Source organism: Ruegeria atlantica, from assembly GCF_013032455.1.
Taxonomy (GTDB): Bacteria; Pseudomonadota; Alphaproteobacteria; order Rhodobacterales; family Rhodobacteraceae; genus Ruegeria; species Ruegeria atlantica_B.
Window position 1 is genome coordinate 1 of sequence record NZ_WQCF01000016.1, and the last position, 25,696, is coordinate 25,696.

At 58.3% G+C, this 25,696-nt stretch carries 25 protein-coding genes and 1 tRNA gene; 11 read left to right on the top strand and 15 right to left on the bottom strand.

Annotated elements, in window-relative coordinates; all coding sequences use genetic code 11:
* Positions 1 to 254: 254 nt before the first annotated feature.
* The 4 genes from GOW93_RS19060 to GOW93_RS19075 all read right to left on the bottom strand — a co-directional run bounded on the left by GOW93_RS19060 (position 255) and on the right by GOW93_RS19075 (position 3,952).
* A tRNA-Arg gene (locus GOW93_RS19060) sits at positions 255 to 331 on the bottom strand.
* A gap of 64 nt (positions 332 to 395) precedes the next feature.
* Positions 396 to 1,778: an ATP-binding protein gene (locus GOW93_RS19065; protein ID WP_254443687.1), complete on the bottom strand. Its 1,383-nt coding sequence runs from the start codon at positions 1,776 to 1,778 to the stop codon at positions 396 to 398.
* A gap of 19 nt (positions 1,779 to 1,797) precedes the next feature.
* On the bottom strand, positions 1,798 to 3,216 hold the full coding sequence (locus GOW93_RS19070; RefSeq protein WP_170387710.1) for a dihydrolipoyl dehydrogenase family protein: 1,419 nt from the start codon (positions 3,214 to 3,216) through the stop codon (positions 1,798 to 1,800).
* Positions 3,217 to 3,220: 4 nt separating this feature from the next.
* Complete coding sequence (locus GOW93_RS19075) at positions 3,221 to 3,952, bottom strand: TVP38/TMEM64 family protein (protein ID WP_170387713.1); 732 nt, start codon at positions 3,950 to 3,952, stop codon at positions 3,221 to 3,223.
* Between the two features lie 297 nt (positions 3,953 to 4,249).
* On the opposite strand from GOW93_RS19075, the gene rpmH reads away from it, so the two are divergent.
* The 11 genes from rpmH to GOW93_RS19130 all read left to right on the top strand — a co-directional run bounded on the left by rpmH (position 4,250) and on the right by GOW93_RS19130 (position 13,208).
* Positions 4,250 to 4,384 (top strand): 50S ribosomal protein L34, encoded by a 135-nt coding sequence (gene rpmH / locus GOW93_RS19080; protein WP_005980833.1) that lies wholly within the window; start codon positions 4,250 to 4,252, stop codon positions 4,382 to 4,384.
* A 25-nt stretch (positions 4,385 to 4,409) separates the two neighbouring features.
* Positions 4,410 to 4,835 carry a ribonuclease P protein component gene (gene rnpA, locus GOW93_RS19085; protein ID WP_170387715.1) on the top strand — a complete coding sequence of 142 codons (426 nt, stop codon included), beginning with the start codon at positions 4,410 to 4,412 and terminating at the stop codon, positions 4,833 to 4,835.
* Positions 4,832 to 5,077: a membrane protein insertion efficiency factor YidD gene (yidD, locus tag GOW93_RS19090; RefSeq protein ID WP_170387717.1), complete on the top strand. Its 246-nt coding sequence runs from the start codon at positions 4,832 to 4,834 to the stop codon at positions 5,075 to 5,077. The genes rnpA and yidD overlap by 4 nt, the downstream gene beginning before the upstream one ends.
* 56 nt (positions 5,078 to 5,133) lie before the next feature.
* Positions 5,134 to 6,027, top strand: a complete 894-nt coding sequence (gene ttcA, locus GOW93_RS19095; protein ID WP_170387719.1) for a tRNA 2-thiocytidine(32) synthetase TtcA — start codon at positions 5,134 to 5,136, stop codon at positions 6,025 to 6,027.
* A 71-nt stretch (positions 6,028 to 6,098) separates the two neighbouring features.
* Complete coding sequence (locus GOW93_RS19100; protein ID WP_170387721.1) at positions 6,099 to 7,643, top strand: putative bifunctional diguanylate cyclase/phosphodiesterase; 1,545 nt, start codon at positions 6,099 to 6,101, stop codon at positions 7,641 to 7,643.
* Positions 7,644 to 7,766: 123 nt separating this feature from the next.
* A complete protein-coding gene (gene yidC / locus GOW93_RS19105; RefSeq protein WP_170387723.1) occupies positions 7,767 to 9,569 on the top strand; it encodes a membrane protein insertase YidC in 1,803 nt (600 codons plus the stop codon).
* Positions 9,566 to 10,303, top strand: coding sequence for an MOSC domain-containing protein (locus GOW93_RS19110; RefSeq protein ID WP_170387725.1), 738 nt, complete (start codon positions 9,566 to 9,568; stop codon positions 10,301 to 10,303). The genes yidC and GOW93_RS19110 overlap by 4 nt, the downstream gene beginning before the upstream one ends.
* Positions 10,300 to 10,953: a ribosome biogenesis GTP-binding protein YihA/YsxC gene (yihA, locus tag GOW93_RS19115; RefSeq protein ID WP_170387728.1), complete on the top strand. Its 654-nt coding sequence runs from the start codon at positions 10,300 to 10,302 to the stop codon at positions 10,951 to 10,953. Before GOW93_RS19110 ends, yihA begins: the two co-directional genes overlap by 4 nt.
* Positions 10,954 to 11,144: 191 nt before the next feature.
* On the top strand, positions 11,145 to 12,008 hold the full coding sequence (gene argB, locus GOW93_RS19120; protein ID WP_170387730.1) for an acetylglutamate kinase: 864 nt from the start codon (positions 11,145 to 11,147) through the stop codon (positions 12,006 to 12,008).
* Positions 12,009 to 12,027: 19 nt separating this feature from the next.
* Positions 12,028 to 12,714, top strand: coding sequence for a ferredoxin (locus GOW93_RS19125; protein WP_170387732.1), 687 nt, complete (start codon positions 12,028 to 12,030; stop codon positions 12,712 to 12,714).
* Positions 12,711 to 13,208, top strand: a complete 498-nt coding sequence (locus tag GOW93_RS19130) for a SixA phosphatase family protein (protein ID WP_170387734.1) — start codon at positions 12,711 to 12,713, stop codon at positions 13,206 to 13,208. The genes GOW93_RS19125 and GOW93_RS19130 overlap by 4 nt, the downstream gene beginning before the upstream one ends.
* A 47-nt stretch (positions 13,209 to 13,255) precedes the next feature.
* Here GOW93_RS19130 and GOW93_RS19135 read toward each other — a convergent pair whose 3' ends face one another.
* The 11 genes from GOW93_RS19135 to GOW93_RS19185 all read right to left on the bottom strand — a co-directional run bounded on the left by GOW93_RS19135 (position 13,256) and on the right by GOW93_RS19185 (position 25,685).
* Complete coding sequence (locus GOW93_RS19135; protein WP_302477035.1) at positions 13,256 to 14,047, bottom strand: amino acid ABC transporter ATP-binding protein; 792 nt, start codon at positions 14,045 to 14,047, stop codon at positions 13,256 to 13,258.
* Positions 14,048 to 14,059: 12 nt separating this feature from the next.
* Positions 14,060 to 15,415, bottom strand: a complete 1,356-nt coding sequence (locus GOW93_RS19140) for an amino acid ABC transporter permease (protein WP_170387736.1) — start codon at positions 15,413 to 15,415, stop codon at positions 14,060 to 14,062.
* A 1-nt stretch (position 15,416) separates the two neighbouring features.
* Complete coding sequence (locus GOW93_RS19145; RefSeq protein ID WP_170387738.1) at positions 15,417 to 16,685, bottom strand: amino acid ABC transporter permease; 1,269 nt, start codon at positions 16,683 to 16,685, stop codon at positions 15,417 to 15,419.
* Between the two features lie 126 nt (positions 16,686 to 16,811).
* Complete coding sequence (locus GOW93_RS19150; protein WP_170387740.1) at positions 16,812 to 17,831, bottom strand: amino acid ABC transporter substrate-binding protein; 1,020 nt, start codon at positions 17,829 to 17,831, stop codon at positions 16,812 to 16,814.
* A 208-nt stretch (positions 17,832 to 18,039) separates the two neighbouring features.
* Positions 18,040 to 18,747 carry an ATP12 family chaperone protein gene (locus tag GOW93_RS19155; RefSeq protein WP_170387742.1) on the bottom strand — a complete coding sequence of 236 codons (708 nt, stop codon included), beginning with the start codon at positions 18,745 to 18,747 and terminating at the stop codon, positions 18,040 to 18,042.
* A gap of 4 nt (positions 18,748 to 18,751) precedes the next feature.
* Positions 18,752 to 19,423, bottom strand: a complete 672-nt coding sequence (locus tag GOW93_RS19160; RefSeq protein ID WP_170387743.1) for an HAD-IA family hydrolase — start codon at positions 19,421 to 19,423, stop codon at positions 18,752 to 18,754.
* Positions 19,420 to 20,463, bottom strand: coding sequence for an RluA family pseudouridine synthase (locus GOW93_RS19165; RefSeq protein WP_170387745.1), 1,044 nt, complete (start codon positions 20,461 to 20,463; stop codon positions 19,420 to 19,422). The genes GOW93_RS19160 and GOW93_RS19165 overlap by 4 nt, the downstream gene beginning before the upstream one ends.
* A 109-nt stretch (positions 20,464 to 20,572) precedes the next feature.
* A complete protein-coding gene (locus GOW93_RS19170) occupies positions 20,573 to 21,883 on the bottom strand; it encodes a replication-associated recombination protein A (protein WP_170387747.1) in 1,311 nt (436 codons plus the stop codon).
* A gap of 4 nt (positions 21,884 to 21,887) precedes the next feature.
* A complete protein-coding gene (locus tag GOW93_RS19175) occupies positions 21,888 to 23,273 on the bottom strand; it encodes a trypsin-like peptidase domain-containing protein (protein WP_170387749.1) in 1,386 nt (461 codons plus the stop codon).
* 170 nt (positions 23,274 to 23,443) lie between these two features.
* Positions 23,444 to 24,334, bottom strand: coding sequence for a DUF2950 family protein (locus GOW93_RS19180; protein ID WP_170387751.1), 891 nt, complete (start codon positions 24,332 to 24,334; stop codon positions 23,444 to 23,446).
* 1 nt (position 24,335) lies between these two features.
* Positions 24,336 to 25,685, bottom strand: a complete 1,350-nt coding sequence (locus GOW93_RS19185; RefSeq protein WP_170387752.1) for a DUF3300 domain-containing protein — start codon at positions 25,683 to 25,685, stop codon at positions 24,336 to 24,338.
* Between the last annotated feature and the right edge of the window lie 11 nt (positions 25,686 to 25,696).

Below are 25,696 nucleotides of genomic sequence, written 5' to 3' on the forward strand. Positions count from 1 at the left end.
TGTCCCAAAGTCTTCCTCTCCGCAATCGCACTCGCAGCTACAGTCATCTATTGGTTATGAATCCTGACCCTAGATATCTCTGGAGGGTCTCAAGCATCCAGGTTGTGCCGTTTATGCAGACAGTGAAGCACAGATCCATTTCATTGCAAAAGGACTGTTCGGCCTGGTGCGCCATCTGATGTTGAGCGTTCACCCCGTCCTGGTCGCACTGTGACGGTTGGGTCAGGTTCGTGTGACGTTCAACAAGCACCAAGTGGCGGACCGAGGAGGATTCGAACCCCCGACCCCTTGATTCGTAGTCAAGTACTCTATCCAGCTGAGCTATCGGTCCGCGTTGGTGAGGCGCTATGTAGACCTACCTCTGGGGACGTGCAAGTCGATTCTTCAAAAATATTTTAAAAAGTCAGATCGCCCCGCGGGAGCCGAATTTCAAATACAGTTCCCTCCGGCCCCGTCTCTTTCAGAACAAGGTCTCCCCCATGTCCGCGCACCAGTTCCTGTGAGATGGCGAGGCCCAGACCAGAGCCACCCTTGCGCACACCGCCCTGAAACGGTGTGAACAGGTTTTCACGCGCCTTGGGCGGCAAGCCAGGTCCGTTATCCCTTATCTCGACACACCAGTCATCCTCGTGGACACAACCGCCGATCGTAATCTTGCCCGGTTTACCCGAGGCCACCAACGCCTGACGGGCGTTGCGCACAAGGTTCATCATGACACGGAAAATTTGTTCGGGGTCCGCACGCGCCACGAGATCCTTCGGCACCTCGTTCACGAACTCGACGCAGGAATCGGCTACGGCCAGTTTCTCGCTGACGACTACATCCTCGGCCACGTCGCGCAAAGGAACCATGGTCAGGGTCGGCGCGGGCTCTTCGGCACGACCAAAGGCCAAGGTACTTTCACACAGAGACACTGCCCGCGTGATCGAATTCACCAGCTTAGGCGCCATGCGCCCCACCAGCGGGTCATCGCTGGATTCTATCCGGTCAGTGAATAACTGCGCCGAAGTCAGGATGTTGCGCAGATCATGGCTCACCTTGGCCACCGCCTCGCCTAGCTGCGCCAGACGTTCCCTCTGTTTCAGGGCCTGCGTCAGTTCCGTTTGCAGCTGCTGCAACGCCTCCTCGGCCTCGCGCAGCTCGGTCACTTTGGAGTTGGGTGAGATGATGCCCCGTGCATCCTCTGGGGCCTCGGCATAGCGCTGCATGTAGCCCACAACGCTTTTGATCGGCTTCACCAGCACGACACGCACAGCGAGGAACAGGAAAAAAGCCGTGATGATGGAAATTACGAAGGACAGACCCAGAATACGCAGACCATAATCGGTCATCGCCATCCGCAGCGGCTCGCTGTCGATGGTCACCTCGATCAGCAGCCCCGCGCCTTTGACTGGCTCACCCATCACGCGAATGACTTCATTGTCCGGGGTGAACATCCGTGTCAGCGCATCCCGGATCAGAACCCACGCCCCCGCATCGCGCAGGTCATAAGTATTGGTGATCGCCTCTGGGATCGGTGAAGACAGCATCAACTGCCGCACCTCGTCGCGCCGAAGTACAACGTTATAGACACCCGCATTGGCCAGCAGTTCAGCCTCGAGGTCTTCTGCCAGCATGTCATCGGCCAACAGGGCCAGTGACGCGATCTGCGCGCGTTCAAGACGGTTCAGCAGGAAATCTTCACGAAACCGCGCAATCGAAGGGACAAAGATCAAAATCTCGGCCAACATAACGAAGACCGTCGTCAGGATCAGAAATCGGCCCGACAGTGAGTTCAATCTGCTCTCCCTTTCCCGGTTAGGGCATCCAGCGCTGGACGAACCTGACCACTCGTTTAACTGTCTGATTCTCAAACAGCCTTGGCGTGAAATAGGCCCCCGCCACCCGTTTGTTAAGCTCTCCGATCGTCGGATAGGGCGAAACCATTGCCGCGATCTGCCCCATCTTCAGATTATTAGCCAGCGCCAGCGACCACAAGTTGATCAATTCGCCCGCTTGATGCCCCACGATTGTAGCACCGACAGGTCGGCCTTTCACGACCATGACTTTGATGAAGCCCTTCGTTTTGCGCTCGGATATCGCACGGTCGTTGTGGTGATAGTAGAACCGCGCGATTTCCAGCCTGTCACCGTGCTGTTCGCGCGCTTGAGCCTCGGTCAGGCCAACCTGCGCAAGTTCGGGGTCGGTATAGGTGGCCCAGGGAATATGCGCCGTCTTTGCTTTGGACGGCAGGCCAAACAGGGCCGAACGAATGATGATTCCGGCGTGATACCCAGCGACATGGGTGAATTGCAGACCGCCTGCAACGTCACCGATGGCATAGACTTTGCGGTTTGTGGTCCGCAGCGCCTCGTCGACCTTGATCCCGGTACGGGTCGGCTCGATCCCGGCGGCTGCAAGGTTCAGCCGGTCGGTGTTGGCCTTACGTCCCGCTGCCAGCAACAGATGCGAGCCCGAGAAGATGTCACCATTTTGGGTCACAACCTCGACCACACCGTTATTGTCGCGGACCTGCGCGACCATCGCCTGCTCATGAATGGCCACGCCTTCGGCCCGCAATGCGTCCAACACGATACCTGCTGCCTCGGGGTCGTCTTTGCCCAGCGCCTGCATGCCTTCGATCACAGTCACTTCACAACCCAAACGAATATGTGCCTGCGCCATTTCCAGGCCAATCGGACCACCGCCAATGATCAGCAGGTGTTCGGGCTTGTCGCGCAGGTCAAAGATCGTCTCATTGGTGTAGTAAGGCACCTGATCCAAACCGGGGATCGGCGGCACCAGAGGTGACGATCCGGTCGCAATCACCACCCGCCGTGCGGTGATCAGGTTTTTCCCCGCCTGAACCTGTGTCGGAGAGACAAAGCTGCCATATTCCCGAATCACCTTGACCCCGAACCCTTCGAACCGCTCTTGGCTGTCCATCGGTTCGATCTGGGCTATCACCGATTGGACGTGATCCTTGGCGGCCGCGTAGTCCACCTGAGGCACGACGTCTGCCACGCCCATCGCCGCAGCATGTGCCTGCCCATAGGCAGCCTTGCCGCTTGCAATCAGGGCCTTCGACGGAACACAGCCAAAGTTCAGGCAATCGCCACCCATCTTGTGACCTTCCAGAAGGATCACGTCAGCACCCATCTGGCTGGCACCGGCCGCCACAGACAAGCCGCCTGACCCGGCCCCGATCACCAGGATATCGGTTTTCAGTTCTTGCATGAATTCAGGCGTCCTTTTTGCCGCGCAGGGCTTTGATAACTATCGGCAGCGCTGCCAGCACGCACAAGCCAATGATCGGGCCAATGACAAAGGGCTCCCACAGCAGCGAGACATCCGGAGTCTCACCCCGATCAAACACGCCCCCCAACCCGACGCCGATCCAGGTGTAGACAATACCGCCCGGAATGATGCCAAGCGCCGTGGTAATCAGGAAGTTACGGAATTTCACACCCACCAGTGCGGGCACAAGATTGGCCACAAAGAACGGGACAACCGGCACAAGCCGCAAAAGAAACAGGACCGATATTTCGTTCTCGCGCAGGCCATCCTTCAGTTTCTTGACTGTGCCTTCGGATGATTCCAGCCGCGCCGTCAGGGATTCGCCCAACCCCCAGCGCGCCGCGAGAAAGATGGCCGAAGCACCGACCGTTGCTGCGAATACATTGAAAACCGTGCCCGCGAAGAGACCGAACAAGAACCCGCCAGTCATCGAGGCCACAGCAGCGCCCGGCAATGAAAAAGCAACGATGACAATATAAATGGCCACGAAAGCAGCCGCCATTGACCAATAATTTGCATCCCGCCACGCCAACAGCGCTTCGCGATTGTCGCGCAATGTCTCAAAGGTCAGATAGTCGCCCAGCGTGAAAAAACCCACCGCAGCGACGGCGAGAATCACCAGCAAAGGAATATGTCGCGCAAGCCCGCTGCGCGGGGCCTGAGTTGTATCGCTCATAAGGCTGTCCGGTTTCGTACGTTTCATTCTGCCCCAAACATGCGCCGTCGCGGGCCAATACAACAGGGGCCTCACGCGGCCTTGATGTTTACAGCAGCGAATGTGAGGGGTAAGGGCCGTATAACCGCCATTTTGAAACCTTTCGTACGCTGTGGTTACAGAATTGTTGCAAAAGGCGTCAAAACCCCCACCTAGGGGTTTGACTTACCCCCCGCTACCCAGTAGAGGACGGGCTTCGAACACTAGGGCCAGGCGAATCCGCGCCGCACCCCACCGCTATTGATTGGAGACGGAGCGATGAAACGCACCTATCAGCCTTCGAACCTGGTTCGCAAACGCCGCCACGGTTTCCGCGCGCGCATGGCCACCAAGGCCGGCCGCAAGATCCTGAACGCGCGCCGCGCACGTGGCCGCAAGTCGCTGAGCGCGTAAACCGCTCACCGATCAGGTTATGAACATGACGCCGCCGGAGGCTCCTGAGGATGGTAAGAACCACCCCGGGGATATGCCTCCGGCGGCGTCCGTTTGCGCGCCTGAAACTCTGACTGTTCTTAAAAAACGATCCGATTTCCTGAAAGCCGCCCGTGCGCGTAGGCAGGGCACCACATCCATGATGGTGCAGGCCCGCAAGCGCGCTGTGGATGAGGGTACGGGGATTCGCGTCGGTTTCACCTGCTCCAAGAAGGTCGGCAATGCCGTGGCCCGCAACCGCGCCAAACGGCGCCTGCGCGAGGCCGCGCGGGCCGTCTTGCCAGAGGCTGGCCGCGATGGATGGGATTACGTGCTGATCGGACGCGCCGAAGTGACTGCCGCGCGTCCGTTCGACGCTTTGTTGGACGATCTGCGCTATGCTCTGCGCAAGGTCCACAGCACGCGGAAATGACTCTGCTGTCACATATCTTGGCCCTGCCCGTCCGGGCCTATCGGCTGATATTCAGCCCGTGGGTCGGGTTTAACTGCCGCTATCAACCCACATGCTCCGCCTATGCACTGGAAGCGCTTGAGAAACACGGCGCGATCAAAGGCGCGTGGCTCGCCGCACGGCGGATTGGCCGCTGCCATCCTTGGGGCGGGGATGGCTACGATCCTGTGCCAGACACCGATAGCCGGACAAAGAAGAACTAGACCCCGCAACCGGTCGACATCTTGCCCGGTTGCGCCAACTATTGTAGGGGCTGCGCATGTTTGACGAAGCTGACGATATCCATCCGCTCTTTGCTGGCGCGCCCTCGACCACCGAGTTCAAGAAGTTACGCAAACGCATCGTGCGCCAAACCCGTGAGGCCATCGAGCACTATGGGATGGTGGACCCGTCCGCCCATGATAAGGATGGCAAACCGCCGCGCTGGCTGGTCTGTCTGTCGGGCGGCAAAGACAGCTATACCCTGCTTGCAGTTCTTTATGAGCTGAAGTGGCGTGGATTGCTGCCGGTCGACCTTCTGGCCTGCAATCTGGATCAGGGCCAGCCCGGTTTCCCGGCCACCGTCCTGCCCGAGTTTCTGGAGCGCATGGGCGTACCGCACCGCATCGAATATCAGGACACCTATTCCGTCGTCATGGACAAGGTTCCGCAGGGCCGTACCTATTGCGCCCTGTGCTCGCGACTACGCCGGGGCAACCTCTACCGGATCGCTCGGGAAGAAGGCTGTTCCGCCGTCGTACTGGGCCATCACCGCGATGATATCCTCGAGACGTTCTTCATGAACCTGTTCCACGGTGGGCGTCTGGCTACAATGCCACCCAAGCTGGTGAACGAAGAGGGTGATTTGTTCGTCTTCCGCCCCTTGGCCCACGTAGCCGAGGCTGATTGCGCGAAATTCGCCACTTCGATGAATTATCCCATTATCCCCTGCGACCTCTGCGGCAGTCAGGATGGGTTACAGCGTCAACAGGTAAAACAGATTCTGGACCAGTGGGAAAAGAACAGCCCCGGTCGACGGCAGGTGATGTTCAGGGCTTTGACCAACGCGCGCCCCTCGCATCTTCTGGATCCTAAACTGTTCGATTTCGCGAACCTTGCCCTGAAACCCGGCAAAAAAGACGAAAATTCAGACGAGATTCCACAGCTGCGTTAACGTCTGACTCAGATTGGTTTTCTACGGTTGCCCAATACGTGCTTTGTCCAACGTAGAGGCCCTGAAATCCGATGTGGAAACATATCAAAGTCGAACGCATTCTTCACGCCCTTACCTCAGCTCTGAACGGCCCTGCAGCGCTGGCCTTTGTTCCGGCCATCAGCCTTGCAGCCTTCTGGATGGGGGGCGAAAGGGCTCTGGTGATCGTCGCTCTTGGCCTGCCGGTTCTATTCATGGGCGCAGCCGCGCTTGAAGAGCGGGCTGACAATATTCGCCAGCAGAACCGCCCGCCCGGCGGCATGATGGCGATCGACACATTTGCCACCGAATTAGAGGGGATCTTCCAATCCTCCGCCTCCAGCGGAGCGGAATCGGCCTGCATAATTGTCGCGCTAGATGAATTTTCGGATTTTCTGGATCTGCATGGCAACGCTGCCGCCAACCACTTGGCTGACCAGTTTGGCCACCGCATTCTTTCAGCTATTCGCACGCAGGACATCGCAACCCGATTGGGTCAGGATAAGATCGCAATCGGCCTGCGCCCATCCCATCAGTTGGATCTTGAGGCCTGTATTCAGATGTCCGGACGTATTCAGGCAATGGTCGAAGATCCCTTCACACTGAACGGTACAGGGGTCTATGTCTCATGCTCGATCGGCTTCAGTTTGCTGTCCAATGTGTCAAACGAGCGATACGAAGACTGGATTGACGCGGCCTCAGCAGCGTTGAATGAAGCCCAGCGGAACGGCCCATCAACCATCCGCGCCTATTCCAATGAAACACGCCGCCGCTCGCGTATCCGAGCCAATCTACGCAAGGAGTTCGAAGCTGCGTTGGACAACGGTGAAATCCGGCCCTGGTTTCAGCCTCAGATTTCGACCGATACCGGGCGCGTCACAGGGTTTGAGGCTTTGGCCCGTTGGGAACATCCGCAGAAAGGCGTGTTGGGGCCACAAGTATTCCTGCCCTTTGCCGAACAGTCTGAATTGATGGGGAAACTTGGCCAGGCGATGCGGCATCACGCTTTTGAAGCTATGCGTGAATGGGATCGCGCTGGGGTTATCGTGCCCCGGATCGGCGTCAACTTCTCCTCGGAGGAATTGCGGGACCCGGCCCTGATAGACCACCTGAAATGGGAGCTGGATCAGAACAACCTGACGCCGGACCGGCTGGCGGTCGAAATACTCGAGACCGTATTCTCGCGCCAGCCAGATGACGTAATAACACGCAACGTGCTCAGTATGTCCGAGCTTGGCTGTTGCATTGATCTGGACGATTTCGGAACCGGGCATGCCTCGATTGCGTCGATCAAACGATTTGACGTCTCGCGGATCAAGATTGACCGCTCTTTTGTCGCCAAGGCGGATCGCGATGCCAGCCAGCAACAACTGGTCAGCGCCATCCTGACCATGGCAGAACGTCTGAATGTCGAGACCCTTGCCGAAGGGGTCGAGACCAAGGGCGAACATGCCCTGATGGCGCAACTGGGATGCGATCACGTCCAGGGCTTCGGGATCGGCAAGCCGATGCCTTTCGAAAAGACGCTGGACTGGATGGCGGCGCATCAGAACAAGGTCAACGGAATACCCGAAATCGGCCGGAAGACCGGCCCCTAATCGCTGATTTACGCCACAGAAAAGCGATCCCTGACGAAATAACAGGCGATTCCGCTTGACCTTTGGGCCTGCACTCTGTTGAACCCACCGGGTGTGTTTCACTGCTTAAGGTGGCTGTCCCCAATGGACGATCAGAACAAGAATCTCATCCTTGCAACCGCGCTCAGCTTTCTCGTAATCCTTGTTTGGTTCGTGCTGTTCCCCCCTCCGGAACAGGCGCCAACATCGGAACAGACCGAGATTACCGCCGTCGAAGGCAATGAGGTTCAGACGCCCAGCGCCACTGGCACCGGGACAGCAGGTGGCACGACAACTGCCACCGAAGAAGCGCTGCCCGAGGATCAGGCTCCACGGGTCGAAATCGACACGCCGCGCCTGAAAGGCAGCCTGTCGCTGTCGGGTGGCCGGATCGATGAATTGCTCCTGAAAGACTACAAAGTTTCGATCGACGAAGGTGCACCAATCGTTGACCTGCTTTCACCGGTCGGGTCTGAATCCGCCTATTACGCCCTGTATGGCTGGGCTCCGGGCGCAGGTGTCGGAGGCGAAGACGTACCCGGCCCGAACACGCAATGGACGGTTGAAGAGGGTGAAACGCTGGGCGTTGAAACGCCGATCACCCTGAAATGGGAAAACGGCAAGGGGTTGACCTTCCGCCGTATGATCTCGGTAGACGAAAACTATATGTTCACCGTCACCCAATCGGTTGAGAACGCATCCGACGCTACTGTGGCGATGGCACCCTACGGTATCCTTGCCCGCCATGGTATTGGCGAAGATGGCGACATTCCCGACCTGAAAAACTTCTTCATCCTGCATGAGGGCCTGATCAGCATGGCTGATGGCACTCTCACCGAAGTCGATTATGGCGATCTACAGGATGAGTCCGAAACATTCGAAAACATGAATGAAGGCTGGATCGGGTTCACGGATCACTACTGGATGACAACGCTCATCCCCGAGCAGGGATCCCAGTTCACTTCTTCGGCTGCGTTCAACGCCCGGAACAAAGTCTATCAGGCCGACATCAAGACACCGACGCTGACCGTAGGTGCCGGGGAAACGGCGCAAGTGACGACGCGATTGTTTGCCGGAGCCAAGGAATGGGGAACCATCCGCGAGTACCAAGCGGAAGGCGTGCAGAAATTCATCGACAGCATCGACTGGGGCTGGTTCTTTTTCCTGACCAAGCCGATCTTCTGGCTGCTGCACAACATCAACGCGCTGATCGGCAACATGGGCTGGTCCATCATCGGCCTGACCCTGATCATCAAGGCGATCCTGTTCCCGCTGGCCTATAAATCCTATGTCTCGATGGCGAAGATGAAGGAATTGCAGCCACAGATGGAGGCCCTGAAAGAGGCCGCAGGAGACGACCGGCAGAAGATGCAGCAGGGCATGATGGAGCTGTACAAGAAGGAAAAGGTAAACCCCGCCGCGGGCTGTTTGCCAATCTTGATGCAAATCCCGATCTTCTTCTCGCTGTATAAGGTGATCTTTGTCACCATCGAACTGCGCCAAGCCCCCTGGTTCGGCCCGTTCCAGGACCTCAGCGCGCCGGACCCGACCTCGATCATGAACTTGTTTGGACTGCTGCCCTTTGCCGGTCCGCAGCCTGACTCGATCATGGCGCTGATCTTTATCGGTATCCTGCCGCTGTTGCTGGGTATCTCGATGTGGCTGCAGCAGAAGCTGAACCCGGCACCAACCGACCCGACGCAGGCGATGATCTTTGCCTGGATGCCGTGGGTATTCATGTTCATGCTGGGCAGCTTTGCCAGCGGGCTGGTGGTCTACTGGATCGCGAACAATACCATCACGTTCACGCAACAGTACTTGATCATGCGCAGCCAAGGCTACAAGCCGGACGTATTCGGCAATATCAAATCCGGCTTTAAGCGCACGCCAAAGACGGATGATAAATGACAGCTGAAGTGACCCAGCTTTGGCGGCATCCGATCAAAAGCCATGGTCGTGAAGCCGTCCAGACCGTAACCGTAATCCCCGGGCAGACCATGCCCGGGGATCGCGTTTGGGCGGTCGCGCATGAAGCGTCCAAGGCGGATGGTTCGGACTGGGTACCTTGCGCCAATTTCAGCCGCGGTGCGAAGGCTCCGCAGTTGATGGCTATTTCGGCGCGATCAAGCGGCGACACACTGACATTGTCCCACCCGGATCGTCCGGACCTGACCTTTGCACCAGACAGCGAACAGCAAGCTTTTCTGGACTGGGTCAAACCGCTGATGCCTGCGGACCGGGCTGCGTCGGCCCGGATCATCCGGGTTCCGGGGCGCGGCATGACCGACAGCGAATACCCTTCGGTCAGCCTGTGCAACATGGCCTCGCATCGTGCAGTCAGTCAAAAACTGGGTCAGGAGCTCTCACCCCTTCGCTGGCGCGGGAATATCTGGTTTGATGGCCTGCCGCCGTGGGAAGAATTCGACTGGCTGGGCCGTGACGTGCGGATCGGGGGCACCATATTCCGCGTGCGCGAACGGATCACCCGATGCCTAGCAACAACGGCCAACCCGGACACAGGTACACGCGACGCCGATACGCTCGGCTCGCTGCAAACCTGGGGCCACCAGGATTTTGGCGTCTATGCCGAGGTTCAGGAAGGCGGCGCAATATCGGTTGGCGATAAGGTAGATCTGTTATGAGCACCCTCCCCTTTCCCTTGGTCGAAAACCCCGATGATTTCGCGCTGGAGCGTGGCCGCAAACTGTTTGCGGGCGAATCCGAGTTCGTCAAAGGGGTCGTGGCCATGAATGGCCTGCCAGCGCCTGACCGGCTAGAGGTCTGTTTTGCGGGTCGTTCAAACGTGGGCAAATCCAGCCTGATCAACGCGCTGACTGGCACCAAGGGGCTGGCGCGTGCCTCAAACACGCCGGGCCGCACGCAAGAGATCAACTTTTTCACCCAAGGCCCCGAGCTGTATCTGGTCGACCTACCCGGCTATGGCTACGCCAACGCGCCGGTCAAGGTGGTCGAAAAGTGGCAAAGGCTGCTGAAGCAATACCTGAGCGGCCGTCAAACTCTGCGCCGGGCCTTTGTCCTGATCGACTCGCGCCACGGGGTGAAACCCGTCGATGCCGAGATCATGAAGCTGCTGGACACCAGCGCCGTGACCTTTCAATGCGTTATGACCAAGGCTGACAAGGTCAAAGCCAAGGATCGGGAAAAGGTGCTGGAGCAAGTGCGCGGAGCACTGTCGAAACATCCCGCAGCCTTCCCGGAAATTGTACTGACCTCGTCTGAAAAAGGGGACGGCATTCCCACCTTGCGGTCGATTATCGCCCATTTGGAATAATCCGGCCGGTCGGCCCCACACCAATCCTGCGGTCGTAGGCTGGCGATGTCCCCGAGCACTATAAGGGAGTTTTGTGTTGTAGTGTTCCCTTGATGGTTATTTGCTTCTCCGCGATCCGAGGATATTCGCTATCCGGTCTTGGCACCACCCTTCAAAGGCCCTAACACAGGATGCCAGAGGGATAAGCAGCCATGAAGACACGAGATATGAACCGGGACTGGATCGCCACCGCAGCCACCTTGAACAGCGCATTGCCCTATCTGCAGCGCTATGATGGGGCAATCGTCGTTATCAAACTTGGCGGTCATGCCATGGGCAGCGACGAAGCGATGGAAAGCTTTGCCCGCGACGTCGTTCTGATGCGCCAGGTCGGTGTAAACCCGGTGGTCGTGCATGGCGGCGGACCAATGATCAACGCGATGCTGAAACAGCTGGATATCCAGTCCGAATTCGTCAACGGCAAGCGTGTGACAGACAAGGCCACCGTGGAAGTGGTCGAGATGGTGCTGTCCGGCCTCGTGAACAAGCGCATCGTGCAGGCGATCAATGGTCAGGGTGGCAAAGCGGTGGGTTTGTCCGGTAAGGACGCCAACCTGATTGTCTGCGATCAGGCCGATCCTTCGCTTGGGTTTGTCGGCTCTCCGTCTCAGATGGATCCGGCCATTCTGCACAACCTTTTCGCGCATGATGTAATCCCTGTCATCGCCCCTTTGGGTGCGGGCACGAACGGCGAGACATTCAACATCAATGGCGATACCGCAGCCGGAGCAATCGCATCAGCGCTTAAGGCAGACCGACTGTTGCTGCTGACCGACGTCTCGGGTGTGAAGAACGCAAGCGGTGAGGTTGTGACCGAGCTAAAAGCCGGTCAGATCCGCGAAATGACAATGGATGGCACCATTGCGGGCGGCATGATCCCCAAGACCGAGACCGCACTGGACGCGCTGCACAGCGGTGTCCGCGCAGTGGTCATTCTGGACGGGCGTGCACCCAACGCCGTATTGTTGGAACTGTTCACCGAACATGGTGCTGGTTCGCTGATCCGGCCCGATTGACGTAACCCGCAGAGGAGAGATGACCGGACATCCCCCACCATCCTCTTACGCGGCAGCAATCAGCTATGGCTGGGTCATGCGCGCGGCGCATCAAGCGGGCCTGATCGTCATGGGCGCGACGCATCCACGACTAAGTGGTGCCAAGGGTCTGGACGGGGGAACTCTGGTTCTTTTGGGCGCGGGTGCGGCCTTCTGGCCTGTCCTGAAAGCGTCCGCAGAATGGTCAGGCCCCGACCCGGTGGACCGCTGGTCCAGCCGCGTCATCGGGCAGATGGCACAGGATTTGGGCGCTCAGGCACATTTTCCGTTTGGCGGACCACCCTATGCGCCCTTCATCGACTGGGCGCTGAAATCCGGGCGCACCTTCAGCAGCCCGGTTGGCGCTTTGGTGCATGATACAGTGGGTATGATGATCTCATTCCGAGGGGCGCTGCATTTCGGGCGGGAATTCGACATCCCCGAAGGCAGCAGCACGTCACCTTGCACAGATTGCCCGGCTCCCTGTGCAACATCTTGCCCGGTCGGTGCGCTGAACACCCGAGATCTTTATGACGTGCCCGCCTGTCACGCTCATCTATCTACGCCAGAAGGGCAAACCTGCATGACCGGTGGCTGCCTTGCGCGGTTGTCCTGCCCGCTCAGCGCAGGCGTAGAGCGCGACCCGGAGCAATCCGCCCACCATATGCGAGCGTTTCACCCGTCATGACCCGTACCCTGATCCTGACCCGCCACGCGAAATCCAGTTGGGGCAGCCCGGCGCTTACTGATCATGACCGCCCCCTGAACAAGCGTGGGTGCAAATCGGCCCCGGCGATTGCTGGGTGGTTACGCAACAACGGTTGGCTGCCCGATGAGGTACTGAGCTCAACCTCGGCCCGCACGCGCGAGACGTGGGATCGGATGAAGTTGCGGGCGGACAAGGTCTGCTTTCACCGCACGCTCTATCATGCGGACCCCGAAGACATGCTGATCGAGCTGTCAGGCGCCACGGAACCCACGGTGCTGATGCTGGGTCACAACCCCGGCATTGCCGCCTTTGCCAGCCGTATCGTCCGGCAGGCCCCCAACCATGCACGGTTCCACGACTACCCGACCTGCGCCACGACCGTGATCCGGTTCGACATCGACGACTGGGCACATGTTCAGTGGCACAGCGGCAACGTTCAAGCCTTTGTCATTCCGCGCGAGTTGCTGGAATGAAAAAAAAGGCGGGGCAAAACCCCGCCTTTTCGACAATTTCGCCGGTATCAGTGTCCCAGAATCTGGCTGAGGAACAGCTTGGTCCGTTCGCTCTGCGGATTGTTGAAGAACTCTTCCGGTTCGTTCTGTTCCACGATCTGACCGGCATCCATAAAGATCACGCGGTTGGCGACCTGACGGGCAAAGCCCATCTCGTGGGTCACGCACAACATGGTCATGCCTTCCTCGGCCAGCTCGATCATGGTGTCGAGCACCTCTTTGATCATCTCGGGGTCCAACGCCGATGTCGGTTCATCAAACAACATGATCCGCGGCATCATGCAGAGCGAGCGCGCAATCGCCACACGCTGCTGCTGACCACCCGAAAGCTGACCCGGATACTTGTCGGCCTGCTCGGGGATCTTCACCTTTTCCAGGAAATGCATCGCACGTTCTTCGGCCTCTTTCTTGGGCGTCTTGCGCACCCAGATCGGGGCCAGCGTGCAGTTTTCCAGAATGGTCAGATGCGGGAACAGGTTGAAGTGCTGGAACACCATGCCAACCTCAGACCGGATCTTGTCGATGTTTTTCAGGTCATTCGACAGTTCCGTTCCGTCCACGACGATCCTGCCCTGCTGGTGTTCCTCCAGCGCGTTGAGACAGCGGATCAGAGTGGACTTACCCGATCCCGACGGCCCCGCGATAACGATCCGCTCGCCCTGATTGACGGTCAGATTGATGTCGCGCAGCACGTGGAAGGACCCGTACCATTTGTTCATGTTGGTGATCTCGATGGCGACCTCGTCGCTCACCTGCATCTTCGTGCGGTCGATTTCACGTTCTACAGCAAGTTGAGACATGCGTTGAACTCCTTAACGGTGGCCAGTCTGAAGCTTGCGCTCCAGGTACATGGAATAACGGGACATGGAGAAGCAGACGACGAAGAACAGAACGCCGATAAAGGCAAACAGTTCCCAGTAGACGCCATTCCAGGCGGTATCGGCGCGGATGCCGTTGGTCAGGCCGATCACGTCGAACAGACCGATGATCGAAACCAGCGTGGTATCCTTGAAGATACCGATGAACGTGCTCACGATGCCCGGGATCGAGATTTTCAGAGCCTGTGGCATGATGATCAGCCGTTGCGCCTGCCAGTAGTTCAGGCCCAAACTGTCGGCCCCCTCGTACTGACCGCGTGGCAGAGCTGCCAGACCACCCCGGATTACCTCGGCCATATAGGCGGCCGAGAACAGGGTCATCATGATCATCACCCGCAGGATGATGTCAAAATTGGTACCCGGCGGCAGAAACAGGTTCAACAGCAGCGAGGCCACGAACAGCAGGGTGATCAGCGGTACGCCACGGATGAATTCGATAAAGCCCACGCACAGATACTTAACGATCATCAGATCCGACTGACGACCCAGTGCCAGTACGATACCGATGGGCAATGAGACACCGATGGCGACAACCCCCAACAGGATCGCCAGCATGAAGCCACCAAAGTCACGACTTTCTACTGAGGCAATGCCAATCGGAATGACAGAGTTGATCGCGTCAGCAACCGAACCAGCAGCAAACAACCACCAAAGAATTGGCAGCGCGACCGCAACGATCATCGCTATCAGTGAACCTGCGACTGGGAGCACAAACTTGTATGCAAGATATCCAATGGCAAACCCAGCGGCGACCATCAGCGGTCCCCAGATGCTGCCGCCCCACATCAACCAAGGCAGCAGGAACGGGTAGGCCGCCGTCACGAAAAGCAGTTTGCGCGGAACTTTAGTGAACAGCACAGGCGCAATCGCAACAAGCAACAGGATGAAGGTCAGGTTTGGACGGAAATAGGCCGGCCACGCGCCAGTTTCTGGCGGATTAGACCATGTTGCGTCCGGATGCGCCGGATAAGGCGGATAAAAACCGTACAGCAATTGTAGCCACCGGTCCTTGATAACACCCCAGCAAGCATGACCGTGGGTATCGCCCCATGTCGCCATCATGATCTCACGACACTCCGACAGGGAATTGGCGTTCCAAACGGATTGGAACGTCCATGCCAGGATGTTCGAGAGCACATAGTAGATGAAGAACAGCGACACTATGGTCAGGATGGCGTTGAGCCAGCTTGAGAACAGGTTATGCCTGATCCAGCCCAGCACACCCACTTCGGATGCGGGCGGAGCCTTTTCCGGCAACATTTCCGTGCGGACAAATGAAACATCACTCATATTACCGCTCCACCAGTTTGACACGGTTGTTGTACCAGTTCATCACCGCCGAAATGCTCAACGAGATGGTCAGATAGACCAGCATCAGCAGCAGAACGCATTCCAGCTCACGCCCGGTCTGGTTCATGGTGATGCCACCTAGGGTCCCCGTGATGTCCATATATCCGACCGCAATCGCCAGTGACGAGTTCTTGGTCAGGTTCAGATAGTTCGAGATCATCGGCGGGATGATCACCCGCAGCGCCTGCGGCAGGATCACAAGGCGCATGGTCCGACCCGGGCGCAGGCCCAGTGCAGATGCGGCCTCGGTCTGGCCTTTAGAGATGGCCAGAATACCGGCACGCACGATCTCGGCGATGAAAGCCGCAGTGTACAGCGACAGGGCCAGCCAGAGGGCAATCAGCGAGTTCCGCAAATGGGTGCCGCCGGTAAAGTTGAAGCCCTTCAATTCGGGATAGCCGAGGTGGAAGCCCAGCACAGTCAAAAGGATGGCAGATGGGACGAACAGCAGGCCCAGCTGAATGTGCCAAATGGTTGGACGATCGCCCGTCTGTTCCTGCGTGGCATTGGCCCAGGCCGACACCTTGCGCATAGCAAAAATACTGCCGCCAAGGACAATTAGGAACGCTACGAGGTCCAGAGAAACATCAAACCGCAAGCTCGACGTGCCGAACAGGTGGATGTCACCCAAACCGCGCGAAAACAGGAATTCGGGGATATAGACCCCGCGGTTGGTCACAGCGACCGTGCCGAACAGATCCATTGTGGCTTCTGGATTCTCACCCCGGAACGCACGTGGTGCTGGCAGGCTTTCGATCAGGATCGCCATGGCGAACACGATCCAAAGCAGAACCGGAACGTTGCGGAACATTTCGACATAAACCGTCATGATCCGCGCGATCAGCCAGTTGTTCGACAGACGCAGAACACCAACCATGACGCCGATGATCGTTGCCGTGATACAGCCCAGAACCGCGACAACAAGCGTGTTCAGCAAGCCTATGAAGGCCGCACGCAAATGGGTATCGCGCGAGTCGTATTCCAGCAGGCGTTGGTTGATGTCATAACTCGACGGCTCGCTGAAAAAACCGAACCCGACAGTTCTGCCCAGCGTTTCGAGGTTTTGAATGGTGTTGCTAATAATCCAGGCTGCCAGAAGCATGAAACCGATCATCGCTATGACCTGAATGGTCGCAGATCGATACCGCGTATCGTAAAGGAGCATGGACAGCCGGAAGTGCTCCTTCGGCGGGTCAGTGATTGTCGTCATGACCTATTTTTTTCCCCGTGCATCCCGCTTTTAACCGGCGAAGTTGGTCTTCGCTCAATCTATCCGGGAGTGTTTCTTATTTAAGGAAAAAGGGCGCAGGTTGCCCTGCGCCCTATTCCGTGGATTTTAGCGGAACGGCGGTGCATATAGCAGACCGCCATCGGTCCACTGTGCGTTCAGGCCGCGTGCCAGACCGATCGGAGTTTCCTCACCGATGTTCTTGGCAAACACTTCGCCGTAGTTGCCGCCCACCTTGATCGCGCGCTGTGCCCAGGTCGCATCCAGACCCAGCATCTCACCCAGAGTACCTTCGGTACCCAGCAGACGGTTCACTTCCGGGTTGTCGCCGGGGCCGCTCGACAGTTCGTCGATATTGGCCGAGGTCACGCCCAGTTCTTCCGCCGCGATCAGCGCGTTCAGGGTCCAGCGAACCACATCGCCCCACTCGTGATCGCCGTGACGGACCAGCGGGCCCAGCGGCTCTTTCGAGATGATTTCGGGCAGGATCACGTGATCACCAGCGTTTTCAAACGTGGCGCGGGTAGCCGCTAGGCCGGATGCGTCTGTTGTATAGACGTCACAGGCACCAGCCAGATACTGCTGCTGCGCTTCGGCGTTAGTTTCGATCGGAACCGGCTCATAGCTCATGTTGTTGATGCGGAAAAAGTCCGCCAGGTTGAGCTCGGTGGTGGTGCCAGTCTGGATGCAGACGGTTGCGCCATCCAGTTCCTTGGCCGAGCTGACGCCCAGCGCCTTGGGAACCATGAAGCCCTGACCATCATAGTAGTTGACGCCCACAAATTCGAACTTCAAGTCCACATCGCGGCTGAAGGTCCAGGTGGTGTTACGAGCCAGCATGTCGATCTCGCCCGAAGCCAGAGCGGTAAAACGTGTTTTACCGGTGGTCGGAATGAATTCGACAGCGGACGGATCGTCCAGAACGGCGGCTGCGACTGCGCGGCACACGGCCACGTCAAAACCCTGCCATTCGCCGTTGGCATCCGGGCTGGCAAAGCCGGGTACGCCGGTTGCCACGCCGCAGTTCAGTTTACCGCGTGCTTTGACATCATCGACGGTCCCCGCCGCAGCTGCACCAGCAGCCAGCGCGGCGATGGTTGCCACGCCCAAGATTACGGATTTTTTCATTTTTACCTCTTCCTGATTGTCCGCCCCACTCCAGGGACGGTTCTGTCCGGCACCTCTGGCACCAGAAAGGTTTCCCCAAAGGTGTCTCCCCTTTAGTGGGCACGAGTTTGGTCGCATTCATAAACAAACGTCAAGGGCAGGATCAGGGAAAACGATGAGTCAATTCAGAGATGCCTCATCCGAGGTTGTAAAATCAGGCGCTGAAGGTTCAATTCGAGAGGTCAAAGAACCGTTTTGCGTGCAAAAAGGCGGCTTTTTTGACTTCTGCGGCTGCGAAGGCTTCATCGTCATGGCCCCATTGCTCGATCTGCCAAAGTTCGTCCAACCTTGAAATATTCCAGATTTCTTCGGCTGTGCGCCAGTTTTGGGCGGCAGCCAATCCCAGAATAAGCGACCCAGACAGGCTTACAAGGTCGTGGAAAGCAGCCAGTTGAAAATCGCTAAGTGCATGAACACGTTGCCTGAGGGCGGTCAGAGCTTCAGGTGGTTGGGGCTGATGCAACACGCCGACCACGGATTGCAGTCGAACCAAAAGCACCTCGGCGGCCCAGTCCAATGCCGGGTCCCACTGCTCGGCCTGACGCTCCTGCAACTCTTGCGGGTGGGCCGCGCGATAACAAAGCAGATCCGAATCGCCGTAGTCGGCCAGCATGTCCGCAACCTCAGCGTGTTGACGGCGAACCTTGTCGATGGCGGCATTTGCCGATCGTGTGAACGGCATCGAGGTCGGGTCGACCTCTTTATCCTGCGCGTCCCATTCCGCCGCCACTTCTTCAGCCATGGCACGGGTCGGCAGGATCAGGGTGGCCTTGGCCGGAGTTTTCACACTGCGACCATCCAGTTCCACGGTATAGCCGCCCTCGGCATCAACCACCGCACTCTCGGTCCAAAATCGTTTCGGTTTCCAGTCGCTCATGTCTTCAGGTCCAGATATCGTCCAGCGCACGAGGCAGCTGCTCAAAAGTTTCGATTATGCTAGTGGCACCGCTCAAAGCGGACCGCTCGTGATAACCCCAGGCCACGCCAATGCCAGCCACACCAGCGGCGCGGGCCATGTCCATGTCGAACTGTGTATCACCGATCATGACCGTGTTGGCCGCCTCCACCCCGGTTTCGCTGCGCGCTGTGTCGACCATCGACGGATGCGGTTTCGACGGGTGGTGATCCGCCACCTGCCGGGTCACAAAGTACCGCTCCAGCCCGTGCGCCTCGATCAAGGCGTCCAGTCCACGCTGCGATTTCCCGGTAGCCACGCCCAGCAGAACCTCGGGCACCGCATGTAGCGCCTCAATCGCATCCAGCGCCCCTGGATAGAGCGGCGAACTGGCCGCCCCCTGTTCCAGCCGATGCGCATGATAGGCCTGCTTGTAGCCATCAACCAAACGCTGCTGAACCGTGTCGGAATGTTCCGACGCCAATCGCGCCATGGCTACCGGAAGGGACAGGCCCACAATAGACAGGATTGCATCCCGCTTGGGCACCGGCAGGGAGTGTGCATCGAAACTGGCGGTCATCGCCGCCACGATACTGCCCTGACTGTCAACCAAAGTGCCGTCTACGTCGAACAGCACCAAACGCAGCGGTGCGCTCATTGCAGCGCCTCAAAGGGATCGTTGTCAGCCAGGTCTTCGGTCCAGCCGAACGTGTCCCAACTGTGCTTCATGTGATCGGGCAAAGGTGCGGTCACCGTGATTGTCTTCCGCGTCACCGGATGCTGAAATGAAGCCTGACGCGCGTGCAGGTGCAATTTCTTGCTGATGATACCGCCAAGCTGCGCGCCCCAGCCATCGCCAAGATTCTCCTGCCCCGAGCCGCCGTATTTACCGTCACCGATGATCGGATGGCCAATGGCTGCCATATGCGCGCGCAGTTGATGCGTACGGCCTGTGATCGGCTCCATCGCAACCCAGGCGGCGCGCCCTGCGACTCGATATAGCGTCGCGTAAAGCGTATGCGCCCTTTTCGCGCCGGGCGTGTCGTTCACCTCGTTCATATGTACGGCGATCATCTTTTCGCCTTCGCCCTGCTTGCCGTGGCCCGCGGCCTTGACCAGCCCGGTCTTGATCTCACCCAGGTAGGGGGTCGGCACCCCGGCCACCAAGGCCCAGTAGATCTTGCGCGTATCACGGTGACGGAACGCGGCGGTCAGCCCTTTTGCGGCCTCGCGCGTGCGGGCCAACAGCAAAACGCCTGACGTGTCCTTGTCCAACCGATGCACAAGGCGAGGGTTCTCGTCATAGCCGAACCGCAGTGCCTCGGACAGGCTGTCCACATGGCGAGTCTGACCGCTGCCGCCCTGCACCGGCAGGCCATGCGGTTTGTTCAACGCCAGCACGTGTTCGTCGCGATAAATAACACAAGACTGGATCATCTTGGCATCCGCATCCGAGATGCGGCGCTTGACCTCGGCTGGCTTGTGATCCGCATCGGGCAGCGGCGGCACGCGCACAACCTGACCGGCCTCGAGCCGGGTCGAAGCCTTGACCCGTCCGCCTTCAACCCGCAGCTCACCCTTGCGACACATCTTTTCGATGCGCCCCTGGCTGACATGCGGAAACAGGCGGCGCAGCCACCGGTCCAGCCGCTGGTCGCCATCACCCTCTGCCACGGTGATCATCTGTACGCCGCTCATGCCGATATCCCCTGCGTCGCGCAGATGTTCTGCGCGGTAAACCTGTCTGTACGTGCCTTAGAAAACATGCGCGTCTGTGGCGTGCAAAGGGCAAAGAGTCAAGCAGGCCTTAGCCGTTCCGCTGCGCCCGCAACTTGGCGAAATAGTCCAGCCGCTTTTTCAACTCGCGTTCGAACCCTCGTTCGACCGGCTGGTACAATTCGGGTCGCTCCATACCGTCCGGAAAGTAGTTCTGGCCTGAAAACCCATCCTCGGCATCATGATCATAGGCATAGCCCGCGCCATAGCCCTGATCCTTCATCAACGAGGTCGGCGCGTTCAGGATATGCTTGGGTGGAGGCTCACTGCCCGACTGCTTGGCCAGTCGCATTGCGGCTTTGTATCCGACATAGGCCCCGTTCGATTTCGGGGCCAAAGCCAGATAAACCAGCGCCTGCGCCAGCGCCAGCTCGCCCTCGGGGCTACCTAGGCGTTCATAGGTCTGCCACGATTGCAGGCAGATCGCCTGTGCCTGTGGGTCGGCCAATCCGATATCCTCGACCGCCATCCGCGTGATCCGACGCGCCAGGTAGCGCGGATCTTCTCCGCCCGTCAGCATCCTGGCAAACCAATAAAGCGCAGCATCCGGGTCCGACCCACGCACTGATTTGTGCAGGGCCGAGATCAGATTATAATGCTCATCCCCGGATTTGTCGTATTTCGCCGCCCGACGCATCAGCCGGGTCGACAGCGCATCCGGGTCCAGCGGCGCATCGACCTTCCACGCCGCGACCTGCTCGATCAAGTTCAGCAGCGCGCGCCCGTCACCGTCGGCCATTTCTTGCAGCGCCTCACGGGCGGGACCGTTCAGTGGCAGGGCGCGGTCCAATTCCTTTTCCGCACGTTGAGTCAGACGTTCCAGATCGGCCAGACTAAGTCGTTCCAGCACCAGCACCTGCGCCCGGCTCAGCACAGCGGCGTTCAACTCAAAAGACGGATTCTCGGTCGTGGCTCCGACTAACAGGATCGTGCCGTCCTCCATATGCGGCAGAAAGCCATCCTGCTGGGCTTTGTTGAACCGGTGAATCTCATCCACGAACAGCAGCGTGCCCTGCCCGTTCTGACGGCGTATCTTGGCGGCCTCGAACACTTTCTTCAGATCCGGCACGCCGGTGAAGATCGCGCTGATCTGTACAAAATGCAGATCAGTCTCTTGCGCCAGTAACCGCGCGATCGTGGTTTTCCCCACACCCGGAGGCCCCCAGAACACCAGACTCGACAAGCTGCCCGAGGCCAGCATAACACCCAGCGGCGCGTCCGGCCCCAAGACCTGTTCCTGCCCGATCACGTCGGCCAGCGTCTTCGGTCGTAACCGATCCGCCAGAGGGCGATGGGCAGACGGCGCAGGCTCGGCAGCCCCGGTATCGAAAAGGTCGCTCACGAATTTACAGCCTGAACCGCAGGGAAACCGAGCGTCCCCCGCGCACGATATCCAAGGTCAGCCTGCGCCCCGGGTTGGTCAGAGCATCAACAACATCGCCGGGGGTTTCAATCTGCGCGCCATTGATGCTGTTGACCACATCCCCCACACGCAAACCGGAGCGACCGCCATATCGCCCCGCATCCACCACGACCACACCCGTCTGGGACAGCGCCAGCCCCATTCGCGCAATCACCGCCGGGTTAATGCGCGAAATGGTCAGGCCAGGCATTACCGTTTGTTCATCTAGCGTCGTTTCTTCGGCCGCTGGATGATCGGGAGCCTTGATCAGAGCTACCTCAACCTCGGCGTTTTCATCACCGCGCAGCCGTGTCACAACCGAGGTGCCGCCGACACCAGCCACGGACATGCGGAACTTCATCTCTGCCGGAGAGTTCACCTCATCCCCATCCACATGGGTTACCACGTCACCGACACGCAGCCCGGCCTCAGCCAATGGGCTGAGCGGGTGCAAGTCAGAGATCACCACGCCCATAGGGATCACCAGACCCAGCGACTCGGCGATATCGGCGCTCATGTGCTGGCCTGCCATTCCGGCCCAAGGGCTTACAAATCTTTCATTGCCCTGCTGCGCCTGTCGCAGGAACTCGGCCACCAGATTGGCCGGAATCGCAAAGCCGATACCGTTTGAGCCGCCCGAACGGGTCAGGATCGCGGTGTTGATCCCGATCAGGTCGCCGTTCACATCGATCAACGCGCCACCCGAGTTCCCCGGATTGATGGCCGCGTCTGTCTGAATGAAATAACCTCGCGCGTTACCGGTTGCAGCCCCGGTTCGGGCAAGCCCCGATATGATGCCCGACGACACGGTCTGCCCGACCCCAAAGGGGTTGCCAATGGCCAAGGCTAGCTCACCCACCTCGACATGATCCGAGTCGCGCAATTGCAGGAACGGAAGGTCTTCGGCCTCTTCAAGGCGCAAAATGGCGATATCGCTCTCCTTGTCACCCAGCACGACCTGGGCCGAATATTCGCGCCGGTCTGTCGTCACCACTCGAATTTCGGTGGCCGTCCCGACCACGTGATAGTTCGACACCACATAGCCGTCCGCGGACAGGATCACACCCGATCCCAGAGAGTTCTGCACCCGTGGACGCGGTTCAGCAAAGCCACCGCCAAAGAAATCCTGAAAGAACGGGTCCGAGAAGAACGGGTTTGAACGCCCCTGCCGAACGATCTTGGCATAGATATTGACGACCGCAGGCGAGGCCTCTTTGACCACCGGGGCAAAACCCAACGATATCTCGGCTTGCGACTGCGGCACACGGGTTTCCGCAATGGCAGCCGAAGCGCATACGAAGGAAAAAGCGATAAGTGTCGCGCGGAACATAGTGACCTCAACTTTCAGAGTTGAGTTGGATATGCGCCCACGTGAAACGTAATGCAAGCTTCCGGCGGCAGTCGGTTCAGAAGACCGTGCAGACATGTGCCCAGCAAGGTAATCCCTCGGCGATTGGCATGGTTGGTGACAAACGCAGACTCAAAGTTTAACTCAACTCATCACTCGACCGGCGACCAATCCGGACCGGGATCATAGGTTGAGATTTCAGCCAATCGCTCGAGTGTATCGGGACCAAAATCCGCCTCATAGACGATCCCGTTTTCACCCACCAGAAATGAATGGATTCCGGTTTCACCGTAGTCCGACGGGACCGCCAACAGCGCATGCCCGGCAACGAACTTATCGCCGACAAAATAGGAATACGCCCCTCCCGGAGCGTTTGGACCCTGCCCCTGCAAGACGGTGTAGTAATATCCAAGAAAGGGCTCGGCGTCATAGTCTGCCTCGCCATCACTCCAACCCGACGCGGCAGCTCGGGCCAGCGCTGCACCGACAAAGCTGTCTTCTTCGGGCCAGAACAGCCCGTTTCTGACACCCGGATCCGCAATGATCGTCTGAGCAAATTCCATCACGCCATCGCCATTGTGATCGACCAGCCTGAACGCGGCCTGAAGATCGACGTAAGCCTCAAGCAATTCGATGACATCCAGTTCGTTCAAACCAATCTCTCTGGCCGAGAGCTCTTCAATCCCAGCTTCGAGATCGAAATGCCAACCGTCTTCCCCGCGGGAAATGGGGATCGGGAAAGGCCAGCTGTCTTCGCCCAGCAGGATAACAACCCCTTCATCCTCTGGCTGAAAGCGATAACCCTCGGCGTACATGCCAAGCACTTCTTGCCGCCTTTCCCGGTCCTCGACGGGATCACCTGTCCCAATCAGGTCTTCGGCCTCGGGTCCGAAAATTTCCAATAACTTGTTCTGATCATCCGCCCTCAGGGCATCGACAAAGGTATCCAAGGCGGTCTGCGGCGTATCAAACCGAGCCCCATCTGAAAGTGCCGGACCCGCAGTTGCAGCAATAAATACAATAGAAAAAACCGAATTACGCATCTTACCGTCTCCGCTTTCCTTTGGCGGCGTGGCCGCGATTGGACGCGCTGTGGGTTCTCTTCCCTGACGCCTGTTTCTTCATCGCCTTACCTTTCGACGCAGATTGTTTGCGCTGAGTCGTCGTCGTTTTCTTCGCCTGAGGTTTCTTGGCGGCCTGAGGTTTTTGTTTAACAGGCTTTTTCGCAGCATCTGGTCTTTGCTTGGTACGGTCGACGGCTTGCTGTTTGGCCGCAGCTTTATCCCGGTCGACATTGCCTCGGTTCACTTGTGGCAGGTCCTTTTTTCCACCGCCGCGATTGGCAAGAGCACCGCCAGCGACGGCTCCCGCACCTGCTCCGGCGGCAACCGCTGCTGCCCGATCCAGCGATGCGCCATCCCGGCTGATATCAGCAGCACCGGATTCCCGGCTCAGTTTCGCCCGCAACTCGTCCGTTCGGCCTTCAGGGCGGTTCACCGGCAGATCGCCACGGCCACCTTCGGGCCTTTTGTGGTTCGAGATTTTATCCTGCGCCTGCTTTTTGCGATCAGGGTCGGGTTGCCATCCGATATCCTTTCGATCGCCAAGATCAACGTTGTCGATATTGACGTTGCGGTCGACATCAATGTCGATATCGGGGTTCCGGACGATGGGTTGACCATTCCAGCCCCCACAATTCCGGCAACCCCAATAGTCGTACCAATCATCGTCGTCGTCAAAAATTTCATCAATGAGGGCAACAGCACCAAATGTCAGCAAAGCCGTACCCACTATGTCTCCGGTCGAAGGTCCGGTGTAGACTGTTTCAGGATTGTACTCGGGTACATACACTGTCTCAGTGTTTGTTGGCGTGATGACGACTGTTTCATCTTCGGCCACCTCTACGGTTTGTTCAGGACCCGAGACCAAAGCACCACTGTCAATCGCCTGGTCCCTCATAACCTGAACAGCGTCCATTACATCATCGGACTGGGCCAACATCGCGGTGCCCATCGTTTCAGTCCAGTCAATATGAGTGGCCATCTGTCCAACAACTTCGGGAAAAGCCGTTGCAAGTACACTGACCGAAGGGTCCCAGCCCATGGCTTCGATTTCCGGCTCCAACTCGACCGGATCACGGTCGGCGTTGTCCAACAGGAAACGCTCGGCCTTCACGATCTCCAACGGCTGAGTGGCAGCAACAAATATCTGGATGAGCAAAGTGTCCGGGTACAGAGCCACCGGAGCAACAAGAGTTTGAAGCTCAGCATCCGTCAGAAAATTAGATTGGTCTGCCGACACGTCTTCGTCTGCCGCTGTATCGTCAGACGTCTCTTGCGCATAAAGTGCTGTGGATGCGCCAATCCCGAGCGCAATTATTAAATATCTAAACATATTGCGATCCT

Excerpts from the sequence above, each read along its gene's own strand:
- GOW93_RS19185 (WP_170387752.1), bottom strand. The coding sequence starts at position 25,685 with ATGTTTAGATATTTAATAATTGCGCTCGGGATTGGCGCATCCACAGCA.
- rnpA (WP_170387715.1), top strand. The coding sequence starts at position 4,410 with ATGACGCCGCCGGAGGCTCCTGAGGATGGTAAGAACCACCCCGGGGAT.
- yidC (WP_170387723.1), top strand. The coding sequence starts at position 7,767 with ATGGACGATCAGAACAAGAATCTCATCCTTGCAACCGCGCTCAGCTTT.
- GOW93_RS19160 (WP_170387743.1), bottom strand. The coding sequence starts at position 19,423 with ATGAGCGCACCGCTGCGTTTGGTGCTGTTCGACGTAGACGGCACTTTG.
- GOW93_RS19180 (WP_170387751.1), bottom strand. The coding sequence starts at position 24,334 with ATGCGTAATTCGGTTTTTTCTATTGTATTTATTGCTGCAACTGCGGGT.
- yidD (WP_170387717.1), top strand. The coding sequence starts at position 4,832 with ATGACTCTGCTGTCACATATCTTGGCCCTGCCCGTCCGGGCCTATCGG.
- GOW93_RS19155 (WP_170387742.1), bottom strand. The coding sequence starts at position 18,747 with ATGAGCGACTGGAAACCGAAACGATTTTGGACCGAGAGTGCGGTGGTT.
- argB (WP_170387730.1), top strand. The coding sequence starts at position 11,145 with ATGAAGACACGAGATATGAACCGGGACTGGATCGCCACCGCAGCCACC.
- GOW93_RS19070 (WP_170387710.1), bottom strand. The coding sequence starts at position 3,216 with ATGCAAGAACTGAAAACCGATATCCTGGTGATCGGGGCCGGGTCAGGC.
- GOW93_RS19130 (WP_170387734.1), top strand. The coding sequence starts at position 12,711 with ATGACCCGTACCCTGATCCTGACCCGCCACGCGAAATCCAGTTGGGGC.
- GOW93_RS19125 (WP_170387732.1), top strand. The coding sequence starts at position 12,028 with ATGACCGGACATCCCCCACCATCCTCTTACGCGGCAGCAATCAGCTAT.
- ttcA (WP_170387719.1), top strand. The coding sequence starts at position 5,134 with ATGTTTGACGAAGCTGACGATATCCATCCGCTCTTTGCTGGCGCGCCC.
- GOW93_RS19165 (WP_170387745.1), bottom strand. The coding sequence starts at position 20,463 with ATGAGCGGCGTACAGATGATCACCGTGGCAGAGGGTGATGGCGACCAG.
- GOW93_RS19150 (WP_170387740.1), bottom strand. The coding sequence starts at position 17,831 with ATGAAAAAATCCGTAATCTTGGGCGTGGCAACCATCGCCGCGCTGGCT.
- GOW93_RS19175 (WP_170387749.1), bottom strand. The coding sequence starts at position 23,273 with ATGTTCCGCGCGACACTTATCGCTTTTTCCTTCGTATGCGCTTCGGCT.
- yihA (WP_170387728.1), top strand. The coding sequence starts at position 10,300 with ATGAGCACCCTCCCCTTTCCCTTGGTCGAAAACCCCGATGATTTCGCG.
- GOW93_RS19145 (WP_170387738.1), bottom strand. The coding sequence starts at position 16,685 with ATGACGACAATCACTGACCCGCCGAAGGAGCACTTCCGGCTGTCCATG.
- GOW93_RS19075 (WP_170387713.1), bottom strand. The coding sequence starts at position 3,952 with ATGAGCGATACAACTCAGGCCCCGCGCAGCGGGCTTGCGCGACATATT.
- GOW93_RS19135 (WP_302477035.1), bottom strand. The coding sequence starts at position 14,047 with ATGTCTCAACTTGCTGTAGAACGTGAAATCGACCGCACGAAGATGCAG.
- GOW93_RS19140 (WP_170387736.1), bottom strand. The coding sequence starts at position 15,415 with ATGAGTGATGTTTCATTTGTCCGCACGGAAATGTTGCCGGAAAAGGCT.
- GOW93_RS19100 (WP_170387721.1), top strand. The coding sequence starts at position 6,099 with ATGTGGAAACATATCAAAGTCGAACGCATTCTTCACGCCCTTACCTCA.
- GOW93_RS19110 (WP_170387725.1), top strand. The coding sequence starts at position 9,566 with ATGACAGCTGAAGTGACCCAGCTTTGGCGGCATCCGATCAAAAGCCAT.
- rpmH (WP_005980833.1), top strand. The coding sequence starts at position 4,250 with ATGAAACGCACCTATCAGCCTTCGAACCTGGTTCGCAAACGCCGCCAC.